Origin of the sequence: Flavobacterium hydrophilum (genome assembly GCF_003202405.1) — a bacterium.
Taxonomy (GTDB): domain Bacteria; phylum Bacteroidota; class Bacteroidia; order Flavobacteriales; family Flavobacteriaceae; genus Flavobacterium; species Flavobacterium hydrophilum.
In genome coordinates this window covers 37,482-52,078 of record NZ_QJHL01000003.1, presented here as the reverse complement: position 1 = coordinate 52,078, position 14,597 = coordinate 37,482, and the positions used below count along the sequence as shown (strand labels likewise).

18 protein-coding genes are annotated in these 14,597 nt (G+C 33.9%); 7 read left to right on the top strand and 11 right to left on the bottom strand.

Annotated elements, in window-relative coordinates:
- Nucleotides 1–67 precede the first annotated feature (67 nt).
- Nucleotides 68–973, bottom strand: a complete 906-nt coding sequence (locus DMB68_RS13195; RefSeq protein WP_110347150.1) for an NAD(P)/FAD-dependent oxidoreductase — start codon at nt 971–973, stop codon at nt 68–70.
- An 11-nt stretch (nt 974–984) separates the two neighbouring features.
- Complete coding sequence (locus tag DMB68_RS13190) at nt 985–1,338, bottom strand: MerC domain-containing protein (protein WP_110347149.1); 354 nt, start codon at nt 1,336–1,338, stop codon at nt 985–987.
- 95 nt (nt 1,339–1,433) lie between these two features.
- Here DMB68_RS13190 and DMB68_RS13185 point away from each other — a divergent pair, with 95 nt between their 5' ends.
- The 3 genes from DMB68_RS13185 (at nt 1,434) to DMB68_RS13175 (ending at nt 4,498) form a co-directional block, all read left to right on the top strand.
- Nucleotides 1,434–1,826, top strand: a complete 393-nt coding sequence (locus DMB68_RS13185; protein ID WP_110347148.1) for a Fur family transcriptional regulator — start codon at nt 1,434–1,436, stop codon at nt 1,824–1,826.
- A 74-nt stretch (nt 1,827–1,900) separates the two neighbouring features.
- Complete coding sequence (locus tag DMB68_RS13180) at nt 1,901–3,769, top strand: Nramp family divalent metal transporter (protein ID WP_110347147.1); 1,869 nt, start codon at nt 1,901–1,903, stop codon at nt 3,767–3,769.
- Nucleotides 3,770–3,844: 75 nt separating this feature from the next.
- A complete protein-coding gene (locus tag DMB68_RS13175; protein ID WP_110347146.1) occupies nt 3,845–4,498 on the top strand; it encodes a metal-dependent transcriptional regulator in 654 nt (217 codons plus the stop codon).
- 116 nt (nt 4,499–4,614) lie between these two features.
- Here DMB68_RS13175 and DMB68_RS13170 read toward each other — a convergent pair whose 3' ends face one another.
- The 9 genes from DMB68_RS13170 to DMB68_RS13130 form a co-directional block, all read right to left on the bottom strand.
- Nucleotides 4,615–5,013 (bottom strand): hypothetical protein, encoded by a 399-nt coding sequence (locus tag DMB68_RS13170; protein WP_110347145.1) that lies wholly within the window; start codon nt 5,011–5,013, stop codon nt 4,615–4,617.
- A gap of 100 nt (nt 5,014–5,113) precedes the next feature.
- The gene (locus DMB68_RS13165) at nt 5,114–5,896 is read right to left on the bottom strand and encodes an enoyl-CoA hydratase/isomerase family protein (RefSeq protein ID WP_110347144.1); all 783 of its coding nucleotides are present in this window, start codon (nt 5,894–5,896) and stop codon (nt 5,114–5,116) included.
- A 10-nt stretch (nt 5,897–5,906) separates the two neighbouring features.
- Nucleotides 5,907–7,322, bottom strand: coding sequence for a sensor histidine kinase (locus DMB68_RS13160; RefSeq protein WP_110347143.1), 1,416 nt, complete (start codon nt 7,320–7,322; stop codon nt 5,907–5,909).
- Nucleotides 7,323–7,464: 142 nt separating this feature from the next.
- A complete protein-coding gene (locus DMB68_RS13155) occupies nt 7,465–8,013 on the bottom strand; it encodes a CopD family protein (protein WP_110347142.1) in 549 nt (182 codons plus the stop codon).
- 35 nt (nt 8,014–8,048) lie between these two features.
- Nucleotides 8,049–9,062, bottom strand: coding sequence for a ferrochelatase (gene hemH / locus DMB68_RS13150; RefSeq protein WP_110347141.1), 1,014 nt, complete (start codon nt 9,060–9,062; stop codon nt 8,049–8,051).
- Between the two features lie 147 nt (nt 9,063–9,209).
- Nucleotides 9,210–10,076: a helix-turn-helix domain-containing protein gene (locus DMB68_RS13145; protein ID WP_110347140.1), complete on the bottom strand. Its 867-nt coding sequence runs from the start codon at nt 10,074–10,076 to the stop codon at nt 9,210–9,212.
- Between the two features lie 131 nt (nt 10,077–10,207).
- Entirely contained in the window at nt 10,208–10,747 is a 540-nt protein-coding gene (locus DMB68_RS13140; protein ID WP_110347139.1) for a YceI family protein, read from the bottom strand.
- 41 nt (nt 10,748–10,788) lie between these two features.
- Nucleotides 10,789–11,328: a YceI family protein gene (locus DMB68_RS13135; protein ID WP_110347138.1), complete on the bottom strand. Its 540-nt coding sequence runs from the start codon at nt 11,326–11,328 to the stop codon at nt 10,789–10,791.
- A gap of 12 nt (nt 11,329–11,340) precedes the next feature.
- Nucleotides 11,341–11,709 carry a hypothetical protein gene (locus tag DMB68_RS13130; RefSeq protein WP_110347137.1) on the bottom strand — a complete coding sequence of 123 codons (369 nt, stop codon included), beginning with the start codon at nt 11,707–11,709 and terminating at the stop codon, nt 11,341–11,343.
- Between the two features lie 181 nt (nt 11,710–11,890).
- On the opposite strand from DMB68_RS13130, the gene DMB68_RS13125 reads away from it, so the two are divergent.
- The 4 genes from DMB68_RS13125 to DMB68_RS13110 all read left to right on the top strand — a co-directional run bounded on the left by DMB68_RS13125 (nt 11,891) and on the right by DMB68_RS13110 (nt 14,344).
- Nucleotides 11,891–12,280, top strand: coding sequence for an OB-fold protein (locus DMB68_RS13125; protein WP_110347136.1), 390 nt, complete (start codon nt 11,891–11,893; stop codon nt 12,278–12,280).
- Nucleotides 12,281–12,309: 29 nt separating this feature from the next.
- Nucleotides 12,310–13,149: a DUF5777 family beta-barrel protein gene (locus DMB68_RS13120; RefSeq protein ID WP_110347135.1), complete on the top strand. Its 840-nt coding sequence runs from the start codon at nt 12,310–12,312 to the stop codon at nt 13,147–13,149.
- Between the two features lie 154 nt (nt 13,150–13,303).
- Nucleotides 13,304–13,738: a hypothetical protein gene (locus tag DMB68_RS13115; protein ID WP_110347134.1), complete on the top strand. Its 435-nt coding sequence runs from the start codon at nt 13,304–13,306 to the stop codon at nt 13,736–13,738.
- Nucleotides 13,739–13,756: 18 nt separating this feature from the next.
- A complete protein-coding gene (locus tag DMB68_RS13110; protein WP_110347133.1) occupies nt 13,757–14,344 on the top strand; it encodes a globin family protein in 588 nt (195 codons plus the stop codon).
- The last annotated feature ends 253 nt before the right edge of the window (nt 14,345–14,597 follow it).

The window sequence follows — 14,597 nt, the reverse complement described above, 5'->3', positions numbered from 1 at the left end:
CTAAAAATTAAATTCGACAAACAATAAAAACTGATAAAGTTTTTTAAAACAATTCAATTTCAATCCGTTAAAAATCCTCGTCAATAAGTTCTTTGTTGATTGCTGCTCCCGCAAAAGATCCTGAAGAAACTGCCAAAGCCACAGAACGCATTTGGGTGGTAGCATCTCCACTTGCGTAAATACCAGGAACGGTTGTCTTCTGCATAAAATCTACTTTTACCAATCCTTGTTCATTGAGTTCGCAACCTAAAACTTGTGGTAACTGACAATGTTGTTGAAATGGCGGTCTTGCGTAAATGGCTTTTACAGCAATCTTTTCTCCATTTTTGAAAACAATATTTGAGATATATCCGGCATTATTTTCGAAAAAATTTATTTCTTCTTCCAAAATCAAAACACCATGATTTTTAAGAATTTGTGTTTGTTCAGGCGTTAATTCTGATTTTCCATTGGTACACAATCTCAAGTCTTTTGTCCAGTTTGAAATCAATTTGGCATATTCATAACCCATTTCTCCATTAGCAATGATAGCTGTTTTTTCGTATTTAACTTCATAGCCATGACAATACGGGCAATGCAAAACCGAAATTCCCCAGCAATCTGCAAATCCTTTAATTTCCGGAAGCAGGTCTTTTACACCGGTTGCAAATAAAAGTTTCCTTGCTGTAAAAACATCGCCAGATTCAGTTGTGACTTCAAAACCATTTTCCGCTTGCAAGACTTTTATGGCTAATCCATTATAAAACTGAACTGTTTTATATAGTTCCAATTGTAGTCTGGCTTTCGCCGAAATAGCAGCTGGCGTTTCTCCATCATGCGTTATGAAATTATGAGAATGCGGTGTTTGTCTGTTGCAGGGTAAACCACTGTCAATAACCAAAACCTGACGCAAAGAACGCCCTAAGCTCATGGCTGCAGATAAACCGCTGTAACTTCCGCCAATGATAATTACATCAAAATTGTCTTTTTTCATAATCCTTGATTTTAATGATTTTGTTTTTTATGCCATTTATAGTTTAGCAAATGGCCTATAATCATTCCAACACCTCCAAAATAAATTAGGTGTAAATGAATATCCAGAAATAATTCGCTCAGGATACTAATCCAAATTAAACCCATCGAAACAGTTAAAACAGCAGAAATTAATATATTTGATTTTTGAATAATTTTTGAAACAGCAAATGTTCCCAAGAATGCAAAAACTAAATCGATAAAAGGATTGTGACTTAGACCCAAAGGCAGTATCGTAAGCATTGGAAAAATCAAACAATGAACCAGGCAAATCGCTGCACTTGAAATTCCTAAAATATCATAAATATTAGTCGTGGTTTTCTTCATTTTTTAATACATTTGTTAACGCAACTTTATTGCAAATATATGCATTTTTATTAAATCGCAACATTGTTGCGATATTTTTAATTTTTTCGGAATAAATGAAAAAAACACGTAACACTACAGCAAAGACGGCCGTTTTAGAGGTTTTTGAGAAATCGAGAACAGCCTTGTCCCATACAGAAATACAAAAACAATTAAATGGAATTTGCGATCGTGTGACCATTTATAGAATTTTGGAGCGATTGATGAATGATGACATTATTCATAAAATTTCGAATCTTGACGGTACTGTAAAATATGCAAAATGCAATCATTCGCATCAGCGGGTACATATTCATAATCATGCTCATTTCAGCTGTGAAAACTGTCATGAAATTACTTGTCTTGAAAATGTCAAGCCAAGTTATATTATGCCGCATAATTATAAAGTAAAAGAAATCAACTTTACCTTATCAGGTTTATGCCCAAATTGTTTGAATTCGAACATTTAACTTTTAGGCAAGACTAAAAATATTGTTGCTCTAATGTAATTTTTCTATATATTTGGAAAATCAATATATTACGAATGACAAAATCATTAGAAGAAGTTAACCAATCGGTTTCTACAGAACATAAAAAAACAGGTTTCAGAAAAATATTAGCCTTTTTGGGTCCCGCTTATTTGGTAAGTGTTGGGTATATGGATCCCGGAAACTGGGCTACAGATATTGCAGGCGGAAGTCAGTTTGGATATACTCTTCTCTGGGTTCTGCTAATGAGTAACTTAATGGCTTTGCTACTGCAAAGTTTAAGCGCTCGCCTCGGAATTGTAACACAACGTGACCTTGCACAAGCTTCAAGAGAGACGTACTCAAAACCGATCAACTACATTTTATATTTTCTGGCGGAAATTGCTATTGCCGCCTGTGATTTGGCAGAAGTTCTCGGAATGGCGATTGGAATTAATCTGCTTTTTGGGATTCCGCTTCTTGAAGCTGTTTTAATAACTGTTTTAGACACGTTTTTGTTACTTTTCCTGATTAATAAAGGAATTCGCAAAATGGAAGCCTTTATTATTGCTTTAGTAGCGATTATTGGATTTTCTTTTATCTTCGAAATGATTTTTGCAGAACCTGAAATGCATAAGGTTTTAGAGGGATTAATTCCATCTATTCCTAATTCAGCAGCTTTATATATCGCCATTGGAATTATTGGCGCAACGGTTATGCCGCATAATCTTTATTTACACTCTTCTTTGGTACAAACCCGAAAATTCGACAGAACTCCGGCCGGAATCAAACAAGCTTTGAAATACAACTTCATCGATTCAACAATTGCCTTAAATCTTGCTTTTTTTGTAAATGCCGCGATTTTGATTTTAGCTGCCGCTACCTTTCACAAGAACGGGATGTATGAAGTCGCCGAAATTCAGGATGCACATCAATTTCTGGAACCGATTTTAGGGACCAAATGGGCTCCGGCTTTGTTTGCAATCGCCTTAATTGCTGCCGGGCAAAGTTCAACCGTAACGGGAACTTTGGCTGGGCAAATTGTAATGGAAGGTTATCTTCATTTCAGAATACAGCCTTGGGTTCGCCGAATTATCACCCGCTTAATTGCGATTATTCCTGCTGTTATCGTAATCTTAATTTATGGTGAAAGCGTAACTGGAAAGCTATTGATCTTAAGTCAGGTGATTTTGAGTCTGCAGTTAGGATTTGCTATCATTCCACTTATTCATTTTGTGAGTGATAAATCGAAGATGAATGGTTTTCACATCTCTAAACTTACGCAGGTTGTTTCCTGGATTATTGCTTCGATTATTGTTTCTCTTAATGCAAAATTAGTGTATGACGAAATCACTTCGTGGCTGGAAAATTCAGAAAATCCAATCGTTTTATGGCTTACCGTAGTTCCATTGGCCTTAGGTCTTTTTGCTTTGCTGCTTTACATTGTCTTTAAACCTTTTATTGCTAAAGTCAAATCAAAAACATTAAATCACTCACCACACAATCTTCAGCTTCAATTCACGCCTAAGGAAAGTCAAAGTATTAAAAATATTGCTGTTTCTGTAGATTTTTCGAATGCTGACAGTGCTGCTTTAAATAAAGCTTTTGAATTAGGAGGACTACAGGCTCAATATACATTAATTCACGTTGTAGAAACTGTTGGCGCTTTAATGTATGGCGTTCATGTACATGATCATGAAACTACAATCGACGAAAAATTATTATTAGAGTATAAAGAAATGCTTTCTGAGAAAGGATTTAGCATTGAAACCGAATTAGGTTTTGGAAAACCAAACGCAGTAATTCCGAAAATTATAAACGAAGGTAATTTTGACATTTTAGTAATGGGAACACACGGCCACACTGGATTAAAAGATATTTTATTTGGTACAACCGTAGACAAATTGAGACATAAAATTTCAATACCTTTGTTGATTGTTAAATAAAATTAGAGGCAAAGGTTCAGTTTTAGTCTTTGAACCTATGTAACTTTGAGCTTTTGAACCTCAAAAAAGAAAAAAATGACTTTTTCCGAAGAAAACTACCTTAAAGCCATATATCATCTGACTGCTTCATTAGAAACGGAAGTCAGTACGAATGCCATTGCTGAAATGATGGAAACCAAAGCATCATCTGTTACTGATATGCTTAAAAAGCTATCCGAAAAAGATTTGGTGAATTATAAAAAATACCAGGGAGTTTCATTAACCGAAAATGGAAAACTGGCTGCTAAAATGATTGTTAGAAAACATCGTTTGTGGGAAGTGTTTTTGGTAGAAAAACTAAATTTCAGCTGGGATGAGGTTCATGAAATTGCTGAACAACTCGAGCACATCAAATCGGAACAATTGATTAACCGTCTGGATGATTTTCTGGGAAACCCTACCGAAGATCCACACGGAGATCCAATCCCTGATGCAAATGGACGCATTATTAAAATTGAAAAACACTTGCTTTCTGAATTATCTGAGAATCAAACCGGTGTTTGTGTAGGCGTAAAAGATACTTCATCAGAATTTCTGAAATATCTGGACAAACAAGGAATTGCCTTGGGATCCAAAATTGAATTCTTATTCAAAGAATCTTTTGATTTATCTGTAAAAATTAAAATTGACAACAGAGAATTATCAATTTCAAACAAAATAGCTTCTAATTTATTTGTGAAGTTGATTTAAGCGGATATTTCACAGAGATTAGCAAAGACGTTTCACAGAGAATCCCAAAAAATTAAATCCCAAAACTTCAATAAATGAGTCGTTTTGGGATTTTTTATTCTTTTTGTTGTTTATTTTTAAACGATACCTTTCTCAATCATTTCCAGCATTACAGGTGATGCGTTTTTAAATGTTGGCGGCTGCTCAATAATACTCCCGGCGTTTTTTTTATTGACTTTGAACGTTACATCATTATCTGTTGTAAAAAGGAGAGCTGTCAAAAATGGTTTTTTGATGTACGATCCTAAGATTAGTAAAGCTTCATCCAAAGTATGAACGCTTTCTATTTCTTCTGTTTTGTAACGTGTTGTTAATGAAATCGAAAATGTATCATCTTCATTCAGAACTAATCTGAAATAAATGTTTTTGATTTCGGTATCACCCATAGTTTTGGCTAAAGTTAATTTTGCGAAAGTTCCGGCCTGGATACTTTCTTTAACTCGTTCGCAAAAAAGAGCAAATATTGGTTCGTACATAATAATTGTATTAGATAATTGTACCACAAAGTTACACAAAGCTTTGTATAAAATTTTTAGTGAGTCTCTGTGAAATCCTGGTGTAACTTTGTAAAATAGCTTATTTTCCTGTAAACTCCGCTTTACGTTTTTCTAAAAAAGCTGTTGTACCTTCTTTAAAATCCTGAGTTCCAAAACATTTTCCGAATGATTTTATTTCGGTGTCAAAACCATTTTTGCCATCTTCAAAATTTGCATTGATCGCTTTTATAGCTTTACTGAGTGCAAATGGAGCATTTTTAATGATTTTATGAGCAATTACATTTGTAAAAGATAAAAGTTCAGCCTGAGGCACTACATGATTTACTAAACCGTATTGTTTGGCTTCTTCTGCAGAAATCATCACTGCGGTCATGATCATTTCCATGGCACGGCCTTTCCCAACTAATTGTGGTAAGCGCTGTGTTCCTCCGTAACCCGGAATTAGCCCTAAGCTTACTTCAGGTAAACCCATTTTTGCATTATCGGATGCTACCCTAAAATGACAGGCCATGGCCAGTTCTAATCCGCCTCCCAGTGCAAAACCATTTACAGCCGCAATTACAGGCTTTTTTAAGCCTTCAATATAATCGAATAAGGATTCCTGACCTTCAGCGGCTAATTGTGCCCCTTCAACAATAGTATAACTGGCAAATTCTGAAATATCAGCTCCGGCCACAAATGCTTTTTCACCACTTCCGGTCAAAATGATGACTCGGACATCTTCATTTTTACCCAATAATTTAACTGCTTTGCTAAGATCGCAGATAGTTGCTTTGTTTAAAGCATTAAGCTTTTCAGGTCTGTTAATCGTTACTGTAGCGATTTTTTCTTCTATAGAAATTAAAATATTTTCGTAATTCATGACCGCTGTTTTAAGAGTTGGTAATAGGCAGGGAAACGGTAAAAGTTGTCCCTTTTCCGTATGCTGACTCAAAGGTAATTGTTCCTTTGTAATTTTCGATGATGTTTTTTATAATTCCGAGTCCAAGACCCATTCCACTGGTTTTGGTGGTAAATTTTGGTTCGAAAATCCGTCCGGTATCCAGCTTCTGAATTCCGATTCCGTTGTCTTTTACTGCAATTTCAACAGTGTCATTGATCCGTTTCACAGTAACTACAATTGACTTTTGAAACTGACTTTCCGGAATAGCCTGAGTTGCATTTTTAACCAAATTGGTAATCACACGAATCAATTGCGTACGATCCATTTTGGAGATAATTTCTTCTTCTTCACTTTCGAAAGAAATATAATCTTCATTGAAAATATCCAAAGCCAGTTCGACAACCTCAACTACATTTAAAGTTTCGTTTTGCTGTGCCGGCATCGAAGCAAAATTAGAAAATGCCGAAGCTACCGCAGTCATTGTATCGATCTGCTGAATTAAGGTTTCTGAATAATCATTCATTTTTTGCTTAACATCAGGAGCAGAAGGATCAAACTTTCGCTGAAAGCTCTGAACTGTCAAACGCATTGGTGTCAATGGATTTTTAATTTCGTGCGCAACCTGTTTAGCCATTTCACGCCACGCTTCTTCTCTTTCGCTTTGCGCTAACTTGATGGCACTGCTTTCTAGTTTATCCACCATTCCGTTATACGCTTTGATCAGAAAGTTGACTTCTTTGCTGTTTGCTTCTAATACAATTTTTTCGTTTTTCTGGTCAAGGTTAGTTTCTTCTAAACGATCAGAAATGGTTTTTAAAGATTTGGTGATGTAGGTCGAGAGGAAATAAGCTAAGGCAAATGCAACCAATAGCATAAATGAATATACCTGACTTAAACGAATCAGGAAAGTGTTCAATTCGTTGTCATAATAGCCATCATCTTCTAAATAGGGAAGATTTAAGATTCCGAGGGGTTTGAACTTTTCATCTTTTATTAAACTATAAGATGATCTGTTTTTAACACCATCGATGGTTTTAATATCTACAAAACGCTTTTCGATAGATGAACGAACCAGTTTCAGGATATACTCTGGAATTGGAGGTGCTACTTTATCAACGGCAAAAGATTCTTTGGAGGATTTTAATAATTTTCCGCTAAGGCTGTAAATATTGATTTCGATTTTGTGAATCTGGGCTAATTCATGGATTTTATCTTTAAAAATCAAATCCAGATTGCCTGTTTTTAAAGGATAAGTTGTCGTTGCCAGAACATAATTGATATGTTCTTTTACAGCATTTTCTTTTCGTTCTAAACGTTCCTGATGGTATTCTTTGGCTTCATTCTTAAACTGAATAATCGAAATCGAAGCCAATAAAAATGATGCCACAACAATCAATACAATCATCGACAGGAAAATCCTGGTACGAAGCGAAAGCATTGACATTTTGAAGTTGTTCAGCATAATTTTTGTTTTGTTTGTTTCAGGTTTCAAGTTTCAGGTTACGTTGCGTTAGGCAACTTGAAACTTGAAACCTGAAACTAAAAAACTATTTTTTCTCGCGAATACGCTTATAAAAACGGAAACCCAGCATAATTAAAACGGAAAATAAAATAATTCCGACTACTCCGAAAATCCAGTTGATCGCGTTTTTTAAAACTACTAAAAATACCACGGCAAACAAAATAATTGTTGCGCCCTCATTCCATAAACGCATGAAGTTGTTAGTATATTTTACCTCATCGTTCTGTAATTGTTTGAATATCTGATGGCATTTTCCGTGATACAAATACAAAAGAAAAACAAAACACAATTTTACGTGCATCCAGGGCATTTTGAGCCATGCATTTCCTAAATCAGTAAAAAACAGCATCCAAAAAGCAAAAATACTCGCCAAAATTGCAGATGGCCAGGTGATAATATACCATAAACGATACGTCATAATTTTGTATTGGGCTTGTAAAATCTCCTTTTCCGGCGAAGGTTTTTCATTGGCTTCAATTTGATACACAAACAAACGCACAATATAAAACAAACCGGCAAACCAGGTTATTACAAAAATAAGATGCAGTGATTTTAAGTAGTTATAATATTCCATGAAAGTCTATTTTCTTTGCTCTTGCTTCTACTTTTCTATTTTGCCCAATCGTTAATCCAGTTACCAACCGTTTCACACCATTCATCATCGTCATTTAAACACGGAATTGCTAAAAATTCTTCTCCGCCATTGGCTTCAAAATCTTCTTTGGCGCGCATGGCAATTTCTTCCAGAGTTTCTAAGCAATCTGAAACGAAAGCCGGAGTTACAACTGCCAGGTTTTTGATTCCTTTTGCAGGCATATTATCAATTTCTACGTCGGTGTAAGGCTCAAGCCATTTATCACCCGCTAAACGAGATTGAAAAGTCAGGCTGTATTTATCTTCAGGAAGTCCTAATAATTTTACGACTTGTCTTGTAGTTTCATAACATTGGTGACGGTAACAGAAATCATGCGCCGGAGATGGTGTATTACAACAAGAACCATCAATTTTACAATGTGATTTGGTTATATCTGTTTTGCGGATATGACGCTCTGGAATTCCGTGATACGAAAACAACAAATGATCATATTCAAATCCAACTAAATGTTTCTGAATCGAATCGGCTAAATTCTTGATGTAATCGGGTTTGTTGTAAAATGCCGGAACATCTGTAAATATCATGTTTGGAAATTTCTTCTTGCGAATTTCTTCAGCTTTAACCAAAATAGTCAAAGTAGAAGCCATTGCATATTGCGGATATAAAGGAAAAAGTAATACTTCATTCACGCCTTTATCATGCAATTCCTGAAGTCCTTTTTCAATAGTCATACTTCCGTAACGCATTGCTAATGCCACTGGAACATTTACCAAAGGCTGTACTTTTTTCTGCATTCTTTCTGAAAGCACCACTAATGGAGAACCTTCTTCCCACCAAATTTTTGCGTAGGCATGTGCCGATTCTTCCGGTCTTTTTCTTAAAATAATGCCACGAACCAACAATGCTCTCAATAAATACGGAACATCAATCACATATTTATCCATTAAAAATTCGTCTAAATACGGTTTTACATCTTTTGGTGTTGGACTATCCGGAGATCCGAGGTTTACTAATAATACGCCTTTCATTATTTTTTTATTGCTTTAGGCTTTAAGCTTTTAGGCTTTAAGCATTTATTTTGTTTAAATTTTCGTCAAAAGTAGCATATGCAACTTTTTAGAAATATGATAAATGTTATTTTTTATTTATGTTTTGATATATAAAATTGATGTCTTTTATACATTCGTATTAATCGACATCAAATATTTTTTTGGAGTTGTAGCGAACTTCTTTTTGAATGCCGCTATGAAGTGGCTTCCGGTGCTATAGCCAATTTTCAATCCCACTTCGTTTACATTATACGATCCACTGTCTAATAGTTTTCGGGCAAAATCCATTTTGTAATCAAATAGAAATCCGTAAACCGTATCTCCATAAATTTGTTTAAAACCCATTTTTAGTTTCTTCAAATTCAAACCAATTTCGTCTGCTAATTCCTGTAATCCAGGAGGTTCGGCCATATTGGCGATGATAATTTCTTTGGCTCTTCGGATTTTCAAGACGTTATCTTCATCTATCAAAAACGGACATTGTTCTGCGTTTGGATCTTCGGTTCGATTAAAATACAAACTCAGCAATTCATATCCTTTCCCTTTATAATAAAGGTTTTTTATCGATGGATGAAGGTTGTAATGAAACAGCTGACTCAGTACAATAGCCATAGAAGGGCTGATATTTCCTTCGTTATAATACTTTTTATCCTTATTATCAGGACTTAAAAAAGTAATATAATCTGCTTCCGCAGAAAACAATGCGTGAAATTTTTTAATGGATACAACAACTGAAATTACCCAGGAATTAGGAGCGAGTTCTAAATTTAAAGGCAATTCTTTTTGTGGATTATATAAAAGCAGCGATCTTTCTTCCTTCAAATCTAAAGTATAAGAGCCCTGATTGAATAAAAATTTGGCATTGCCTTTCAGTCCAAAATGAAACTGGATCAAACCAGTGCCTACTTCACGTTGTGCAAAAAAAGGTTCTGAACTGTCGTTTTGAAAACGGATAAGCGTGAAGTCGTCTTCAATTTTTATTTCTTCCTCCATTTTTGATTTACTTTCTAGTTACTATTGCCGTTTTTTACAAAACGAATAATTGGCCTTTCAAAATTAAATCTTTTTGATGGTTTATCGTTTACTTGCTTCTAAATTTATAAAATCTTTATTGTTTGTGCACATTATTTTAAAATAGCAACAATTTGAATATTTATTTTATTAGAAACTTTGTTTTTAACTAAAGAAGGGATTGCAATGTTAAAATCGCTTGCATTTACATCAAAATTGGAGACAATACTAATTCCTGATCCCAACATGCTTATCCTCGCATTGGCTGTTATATCCTTTACTTTTCCGTGAAGTTCTAATTTTCCTTTTATAGTAAAATCCTGAGAACCCGCGGTAAGACTGTTTAAAGCGAAGTTTTCTATTTTTCCTTTAAATATTGCTTTCGGATATTGATCACTTTCAATATAATTTTCATTAAAATGTTCTTCCATCAAAGCGACTTTAAACCGGAATCCCTTCATTAATGCTAAACATGCAATTTCTCCTGTAGCCGGATTCAAAACAAAAGTAACATTAGTATTGGTTGCTTTAACTTCTTCAAATGAAGGAACAGATGCTTCAAAAGTAATTTTTCCTGTTTTACTGATCTTTTTTTCTTGTGAAATGCCAATTGCAGAAACAAACAGTATTGCTATGAATATATTTTTTTTCATGATTTTGGTGTTTTGTACTCATTAATCTTTATTCTCTGGCTTTATTTCAAAACAGCAATAATTTGAATATTTACCTTATTATCAAGCTTATATTTAATAAGCGCCGGAATTGGTATATCAAAATCATTGGTATTTACCGAGAAATCTGAAAAAACACTAATTCGGGTACCTGTCCTGGTAATTTTTGCATTAATATTTATATCCTTCGATTTACCATGAAGTTCTAATTTTCCTTTTATGATATAATCTTTATAATCCTCCGTTAATTTGTTTACGTCAAATCCTTCAATTTGTCCTCTAAAAACTGCTTTCGGGTATTTATCCGTTTCCATGTAATTTTCATTAAAATGCTCTTCCATCAAGGCCATTTCAAATTCGTAGCCTTTCATTAAAGCCAGGCTTGCAATTTCTCCTGTTTTTGGGTTTAAAACAAAAGTTACATTACTATTTGTTCCCTTAACCGGCTGGAAAGAAGGAACAGAAGCTTCGATAGTTACTGTCCCTGATTTAGTTATCATTTTATCTTGTGACAAAACAATACATGAAGCCAATAGCATTGGCAGAAGTATAATTTTTTTCATCATTTTATCGGATTATTGTTCTAATAACCCATCTTGTTCCCATTTTTTAATAACATCAATTGTAGTTTGTGGTAATCTTGGACCTCCTTTTGGCATTAAAGAACTATTACCATTTTCTAAAGAAATTCGGGTAAGCAATCCACGATTTAAAACTGCCTCTTTTACCTGGTCGTAGGTTACTAACGACATAGGCGCTCCGTTTTTTGGAACAGTAGCGTGACATACAACACAATTATTGTTAATAATCGATTTGACATTCTGATTGTATGTTGCCAAACCTGTAATTGGCGGGGTATCAATTAAAGTACTTGGATTATCATCTGTGCAACTCACGAGGATTGAAGCAAATGATAAGACTGCGAAAAGAGTTTTTAAGTTCATAACGATTGGTTTTTAGTTTAAACAATAAATGCTTTTATAAACCTTGATGAATTATAAAAGCAGTTCGAAAAACATATACGTTGAAATGAATGGTATAGATTTTTAAGAGAGACTTATTTTTTAGATTAAATCCAATAGGAAGTTTTTAACGTAGATAATTCCAAGCACTAAAAAACGAGCTATGAAAAAAAAAATACTTACTACAATCTTACTTTCTCTAATAATTGGAATTTCAGTTTACTTCTACACCTACCAGGATCATAGGGATATTGATACAGAAACTGCCGATTATGTAGTAACAGTTTCCGGACTTGAAAAGGATTTTACTTCCAATGACAGTCTTGCTTATATAAAATACCAGGACAAAACGATTGAACTAACCGCACAAGTAACCACTATTGATACTGCAAATAGAGGAATTGTTCTTGGTGAAAAAATATTTGCAACATTCAAAGACAGTTTGCCAAAAGAAATTGTTGCTGGCAAAACACTAAAAATTAAAGGACGGTTTTTAGGGTATGATGAATTGTTACAGGAATTTAAAATAGATCAAAGTTCCATCGTCCGTTAAAAACAAATAAAAATTTAAAACTAAACCCTATGAAAAATCTCCTATTATTACTGTTTTTATTCCCTTTACTCACCTATTCTCAAGATGACTTATTAGATGGAGTGGAACCTCTTGTTACAAAAGAAAAAGTAACATCTGCATTTAAAGCGCTAAAGATTGTTAATCTCGAATCTACAAAACTCGCGGCAAAAGGTGATTTATATTTTGTCGTTGCACACCGATTTGGTTCTGTAAAAGATGGTTTTGAAGGTTTCTACGGACTGGACAATGCTAATACGCAAATAAAATTTATATACGGAATAACCGATGGATTAAATGTAAGTGCAGCAAGAAGTGAATTCGCCTATGATTTTGCAACAAAATATACTTTACTCCCTCAAATAAAAAACGGATTTCCTGTTACTATTGCAGGATTTAATAGTTTGTCTATCAACAATAAACTAAAAGAAAGCCTGTATCCAAAACTTGAATTTAAAAACAAGCTGACTTATGTAGCCCAACTTTTAATTTCGAGAAAGTTTTCTGAAAATCTGTCTTTAGAAATAGTTCCCACTTTTTTTCATGAAAATTTTGTTGAAAATGTAGACCAAAGTAATTCTCAGTACGCCATTGGTTTTGGAGGGAGATATAAATTCTCTAAACGCTGGTCGCTAAATATTGATTATGCAGCACACTTAAACAGAACCGCAAATTCTCTTTATAACAATCCATTATCTATAGGTTTTGACTTAGAAACCGGTGGACACGTTTTTCAAATGCATTTTACCAGTTCTCAGGGAATTGATGAAGCAGGATATCTTGGAAGAACAACCGGTGACTGGACAAAAGGCAATGTGTTTTTTGGATTTAATCTTGCCAGAGTATTCTAATATTAGGTGTTTGCATAAGCGCTTTTATTCGAATCTAAATCGTTTAAGTTATTCATAACAATTCTAAATTAATACTTTTCTTATATTTATTAAAACCAGCTTAAAAAAGTGCTCGTATATAATTTTAAAATCTAATCATTTTAAAATTATCAATATGAAAACTAACAAAACAATTAAGAAGATTCTTAGGATCGGGCTGATAATTACCATATTATTTATTGTCATTTTTCTCTTTCATATCATAACAGCAAAACCGGCTGTTTACGAAAGTCCTAATTTACAAGTCAGCCGAATTGATTTCAAATCAGATATAGATTCTTTGCAAGCCAAACAAATCTGTTCAGATTTAAGATCTATCAAAGGACTGACTTCCGATTCTATTATAGTTAAAAGAAATGTAGTAGTTTATTTCCACAACAATAAAATCACTAATTCTGAAAAAGTATATAATGAATTAATGAGTAAAAGACCTTATGAAGCCAAACGTTACATTTTACCGTCACATTTAGCAAGCAAAGAAGTTTGTCCGGTAAATCAAAATAGTTTTAGCTATAAGCTATCTCAAAAAGTAAATCAATTTTTTAATTAACCCTTTAATATTTTTATTATGAAAAATTTCTCTAGAATTACACTTGGTGTATTATTCGTTACGTCGGCAACTTTAATTTCCTGCAGCAATAATGATGATGATTCAAAACCAGTAAAAGCCTCTATTTATGAAAGATTAGGCGGAACAAAAATGGTTGCAGACCCAGATAATTCCGGACAAATGATTGAGCAGGGACGTTTGAGTTATCGTAAAGTAGTCAATTCAGCTATAGGATTAATTGTTGCTGATGTTCAATCGAATGCAGCCGGTAATTTACAGGCTCATTTTGCACCGCTTTTAGCAGAAACTGGCAGTACCCAAGCCACTAATATTGCTAAATTATCAGATAACCTTACTGATTTCTTTTCATTCAATACGGGAGGTACAAATGCTGTAAATACGTATTCTGGTTTAAATATGGTAGCAGCTCATGACCCTGCAATAAATGCACGTATGGGAACAAAATCCAGTAACGCAGATTATACAAAATTTGAAGGTTATGTTGGTGCAGCTGCAAATGCAAATGGAGTAGCTTCAAATACAGAACTTTATACTGATATTGTTGCTGTTTTAGAATCATTGAGAACTCCTATCGTCCAAAAATAATTTATTCCTCATCATAGACCCTGCCTGAAAAGGTAGGGTTCTATGTAATGAAGCTGTTTTTATTTCTCTTCACTAGTATTATGAAAGTGAATGATTTATAAATTATAATTTCATTTTCAGAACCCATAGCGATATTTTTCGTTTATCATTTTAAAGCAAAAACAAGGTTTTTATTTAGAACAAGTATATATAACAAGTTATTGAATGCTTGATTTCATTATAAATGGCATAAAATACTATTTAAATTGCCTTT

What these genes read in the sequence shown, in the direction of transcription:
- DMB68_RS13110 (WP_110347133.1), top strand. Translation starts at nt 13,757, where the DNA reads ATGAAAAATTTCTCTAGAATTACACTTGGTGTATTATTCGTTACGTCG.
- DMB68_RS13195 (WP_110347150.1), bottom strand. Translation starts at nt 973, where the DNA reads ATGAAAAAAGACAATTTTGATGTAATTATCATTGGCGGAAGTTACAGC.
- DMB68_RS13140 (WP_110347139.1), bottom strand. Translation starts at nt 10,747, where the DNA reads ATGAAAAAAAATATATTCATAGCAATACTGTTTGTTTCTGCAATTGGC.
- DMB68_RS13175 (WP_110347146.1), top strand. Translation starts at nt 3,845, where the DNA reads ATGACTTTTTCCGAAGAAAACTACCTTAAAGCCATATATCATCTGACT.
- DMB68_RS13125 (WP_110347136.1), top strand. Translation starts at nt 11,891, where the DNA reads ATGAAAAAAAAAATACTTACTACAATCTTACTTTCTCTAATAATTGGA.
- DMB68_RS13155 (WP_110347142.1), bottom strand. Translation starts at nt 8,013, where the DNA reads ATGGAATATTATAACTACTTAAAATCACTGCATCTTATTTTTGTAATA.
- DMB68_RS13145 (WP_110347140.1), bottom strand. Translation starts at nt 10,076, where the DNA reads ATGGAGGAAGAAATAAAAATTGAAGACGACTTCACGCTTATCCGTTTT.
- DMB68_RS13190 (WP_110347149.1), bottom strand. Translation starts at nt 1,338, where the DNA reads ATGAAGAAAACCACGACTAATATTTATGATATTTTAGGAATTTCAAGT.
- DMB68_RS13180 (WP_110347147.1), top strand. Translation starts at nt 1,901, where the DNA reads ATGACAAAATCATTAGAAGAAGTTAACCAATCGGTTTCTACAGAACAT.
- DMB68_RS13120 (WP_110347135.1), top strand. Translation starts at nt 12,310, where the DNA reads ATGAAAAATCTCCTATTATTACTGTTTTTATTCCCTTTACTCACCTAT.
- DMB68_RS13130 (WP_110347137.1), bottom strand. Translation starts at nt 11,709, where the DNA reads ATGAACTTAAAAACTCTTTTCGCAGTCTTATCATTTGCTTCAATCCTC.
- hemH (WP_110347141.1), bottom strand. Translation starts at nt 9,062, where the DNA reads ATGAAAGGCGTATTATTAGTAAACCTCGGATCTCCGGATAGTCCAACA.
- DMB68_RS13170 (WP_110347145.1), bottom strand. Translation starts at nt 5,013, where the DNA reads ATGTACGAACCAATATTTGCTCTTTTTTGCGAACGAGTTAAAGAAAGT.
- DMB68_RS13165 (WP_110347144.1), bottom strand. Translation starts at nt 5,896, where the DNA reads ATGAATTACGAAAATATTTTAATTTCTATAGAAGAAAAAATCGCTACA.
- DMB68_RS13160 (WP_110347143.1), bottom strand. Translation starts at nt 7,322, where the DNA reads ATGATTGTATTGATTGTTGTGGCATCATTTTTATTGGCTTCGATTTCG.
- DMB68_RS13135 (WP_110347138.1), bottom strand. Translation starts at nt 11,328, where the DNA reads ATGAAAAAAATTATACTTCTGCCAATGCTATTGGCTTCATGTATTGTT.
- DMB68_RS13185 (WP_110347148.1), top strand. Translation starts at nt 1,434, where the DNA reads ATGAAAAAAACACGTAACACTACAGCAAAGACGGCCGTTTTAGAGGTT.
- DMB68_RS13115 (WP_110347134.1), top strand. Translation starts at nt 13,304, where the DNA reads ATGAAAACTAACAAAACAATTAAGAAGATTCTTAGGATCGGGCTGATA.